This is a genomic window from Algibacter sp. (assembly GCF_049667265.1).
GTDB lineage: Bacteria > Bacteroidota > Bacteroidia > Flavobacteriales > Flavobacteriaceae > Algibacter_B.
Genome location: NZ_JBATHX010000482.1, coordinates 1 through 3,549, shown reverse-complemented (window position 1 = coordinate 3,549; position 3,549 = coordinate 1). Strand labels below are relative to the sequence as shown.

General features: G+C 32.8%; 3 protein-coding genes. All 3 read left to right on the top strand.

The features are described 5' to 3' along the window. Positions 1-443 precede the first annotated feature (443 nt). A complete protein-coding gene (locus WBN21_RS16490; protein WP_424202221.1) occupies positions 444-1,772 on the top strand; it encodes a TolC family protein in 1,329 nt (442 codons plus the stop codon). 11 nt (positions 1,773-1,783) lie between these two features. Next, positions 1,784-2,989: an efflux RND transporter periplasmic adaptor subunit gene (locus WBN21_RS16485; protein ID WP_424202219.1), complete on the top strand. Its 1,206-nt coding sequence runs from the start codon at positions 1,784-1,786 to the stop codon at positions 2,987-2,989. A 6-nt stretch (positions 2,990-2,995) separates the two neighbouring features. Next, on the top strand, positions 2,996-3,549 hold a 554-nt coding region (locus tag WBN21_RS16480; RefSeq protein ID WP_424202217.1), incomplete at its 3' end, for an ABC transporter ATP-binding protein.

The following is a 3,549-nucleotide window of genomic DNA, read 5'->3' as shown; positions in this document are numbered from 1 at the left end:
CCAAAGAGGAAACTACCATAAATGATGTATCAATATATGCACATGTAAAAGCACTAAAACAGAATTAGAACTGCTGTAATATTATTATGGCATGTGCCTTTAAAAGTGTTTATGAGTTCCTATTTCTTAATTAGAAGTAGAGCACGTAAACACTTTTTATGCGTATAGACTTTATTGCGCATTACCAAAAGCAAAATATATCTTACTTGAATATTGAATACGCGGATTTTAATAATAGCAAAAAGGTAAGAGGGAAGAATAATGTGTGAGAAATGGAAATAAAACTAATTACAACTTCGTTTAAGTATTTCTATAATTAAATCAGAAAATCTCATCTATAAAACAATGCTTTCTGTATAGACAATTTCCCCAAACATCTATTACTTTTTTATTATAAAACATATCGTTTCACCTTTGAAGTGTTAATTTAAAACACCTTAAAAATGAAATTATATCTCATTATTGTAAGCTTTTTTTTTATGCAAATAACTTTTGCGCAAGAAGCTTCAACTTCATCTTCAAAAATATGGTCCTTACAAGATTGCATAACTTATGCAATAGAGAATAACATTACGGTTAAAGAAGCTACTTTAAATAAAAATAGTGCTGAAGTAGATTACAGCAAAGCCAAATCGTCTCGATTGCCAAACTTATTCGGTAGTGCTTCACAAAATTTTTCTAGCGGAAATACGATTGACCCTATTACCAGCGATTATGTAACAGACCAAATCCACAGCACTAATATTGGTCTTAATACATCTATGACTTTGTTTCAAGGAAATCAAATTAACAATCAAATTAAGCAAAACAAATTACTATTAGAGCAAAGTGTATTTCAAGAAGAAGTAGAAAAAAACAACATTGTTTTAAACCTTTTAGAAACCTATTTACAAACCTTATACAGTAAAGAAAGTATTGCTATTGCCCAAAATAACTTAACCGCTTCAGAAAAAGAAGTGTTAAGAGCAAAAGCTCGTTTAGATGCTGGAACCATTGCTTTAAGCGATTATACTGAAGCACAAAGTCAAGCAGCAACTAATAAATACAATGTTATTGCTTCAAAAAATGATTACCAACAATATATAATTCAACTGAAACAATTATTGGAATTATCGCCAATGGAAGATTTAGAAATTGAAACCATTAATGAGAACATGGATTTATTCAACCTAGAACTCAATAGAATGGATATTTATGACAAAGCCTTAGGTTTTTTACCAGAAATTCAATCTAGTATGCTAAATATTTCGGCTAACGAGAAGGAATTGGATATTGCTAAAGGCGCTTATTTGCCAACTTTATCTCTAATAGGAAGTCTTGGTTCTGGGTATACAAGTATTAGTGATAATACGTTTTCTGACCAATTTGATGTTAACTTTAATCAGAAGTTAGGACTCTCGTTAAGCATTCCAATATTTAATCGAAATCAAACCAAATCAGCTGTAAAAACGGCAACCATTAATATTGAAAAAGCAGAAATTCAAAAACAATCTACCGAAAAGGAAGTATATAGAAAAGTAGAAACGACCTATCAAAATGCATTATCTGCCCAAGAACAAGTTATCGCTTCAGAGTCATCAAAAGAAGCCGCAGAACAATCGTATAAACTCGCACAAAAAAAGTATGAATTAGGGGATTTAAGCACTACTGATTTGGTGATTAGTCAAAACACCTATACCAACGCACAACAAAACTATTTACAGTCCAAATACTTAAATATTTTATACCATCAATTATTACAATTTTATCAAGGAAACGATATCAAACTTTAATCAATACCATCATGAATATAAAAAAGAAAATAATTATAAGCAGCATTGTAGCTGTAATACTTGCCATTGTAGGATACAGTTTTATAAATGGCGAGGATGCTATTATAATAGAGGCTAAAACAATCATAGCAAAAAAAAATAATGTGACTACTTTGGTAACAGCAACAGGAACCATAGAACCCATAAATCAAGTAGATGTTGGTACACAGGTTTCTGGTGTTGTCGAAAAAATATATGTGGATTATAACAGTGTGGTTAAAGAAGGTCAATTAATTGCAGAATTAGATAAAACCAACCTTAATGCATCAAAAACACAAGCGCAAGCAGCTTATGATAATGCAATTAGCCAAAGAAATTACACGAAAACAATTTACGACAGACAAAAAACCTTGTATGATAATCAAGTGATTAGTAAATCGGATTTTGATGATGCAGAATACAATTATCAAACAGCAAAAGGAACAGTTACACAGCGATTTTCAGACTTACAACAGGCTAGAACAAATTTGGGTTATGCCAATATTTATTCTCCAATTGATGGGGTTGTACTTTCACGTGATATCGATGAAGGACAAACAGTTGCTGCTAGTTATAGTACACCAACACTTTTTACTATTGCACAAGATTTAAAAGAAATGCAAGTTGAAGCAGATGTCGATGAAGCAGATATAGGTCAAGTAAAAGACGGACAACGTGTTACCTTTTCGGTAGATGCTTATATAGGTGAAACCTTTGAAGGTGAAGTTACACAGATTCGTTTAGACCCAACAGTTACTTCAAATGTAGTGACTTATACCGTTGTAATTAAGGCAGATAATCCAGATTTAAAATTAAAACCAGGGTTAACGGCCACCATTTCAATTTATACTTTAGAACTTAAGGATGTTTTAACCGCTGAAGCTAAAGCGATAAATTTTAAACCAAACGCAAAGACGTTAGCGGAATATAATGCACAACACAATTTACCAAATAACGACACTAATAATAGTGATGATAGCACAACGCTTTGGGTGTTAGGTAAAAATGGCGCTATAACTCCAAAAACAATAACATTAGGTGCAAGCGATGGTGTAAATGTGCAAGTTTTAAGTGGCATTTCTCAAGGTGATAAATTAGTATATAGCTTAAAAGGTGTAGTAAAATCTGAAGCACAATCTGCTGGGTCAAACGAGAGCCCTTTTATGCCAAAACCACCGGGAGCAAACAAAAAGAAATAATAAGCCATGACTAAAGAAATCATTAAAATAGAAGATTTAAAACGTGAGTTTACCATGGGAGCCGAAACCGTACGCGCTTTAAGAGGTGTCTCTTTTACAATACATGAAGGTGAATTTGTAACTATAATGGGCTCTAGTGGTTCGGGGAAAAGCACTTTATTGAATATTTTAGGATGTTTAGATCAGCCCACTTCCGGAATTTACGAAATTGATGGTGTAAAAATGAAGGATTTAAGCAGAAACCAATTGGCGACTATAAGAAACGAAAAAATAGGTTTCATTTTTCAATCGTATAATTTATTGGCAAGAACATCAGCTTTAGAAAACGTGGAATTGCCTTTATTCTATAACAGTAAAGTGTCTTCAGAAGAACGAAGAGAAAGAGCAATAAAAGCGATAAAAATGGTTGGTTTAAGTGAAAGAATGGATCACACACCTTCCCAACTTTCAGGTGGTCAGCAGCAGCGTGTGGCTATTGCAAGATCATTGGTAAACAACCCAGTTATGATTTTAGCTGATGAGGCTACGGGAAACTTAGACACAAGAACTGCATACGAAAT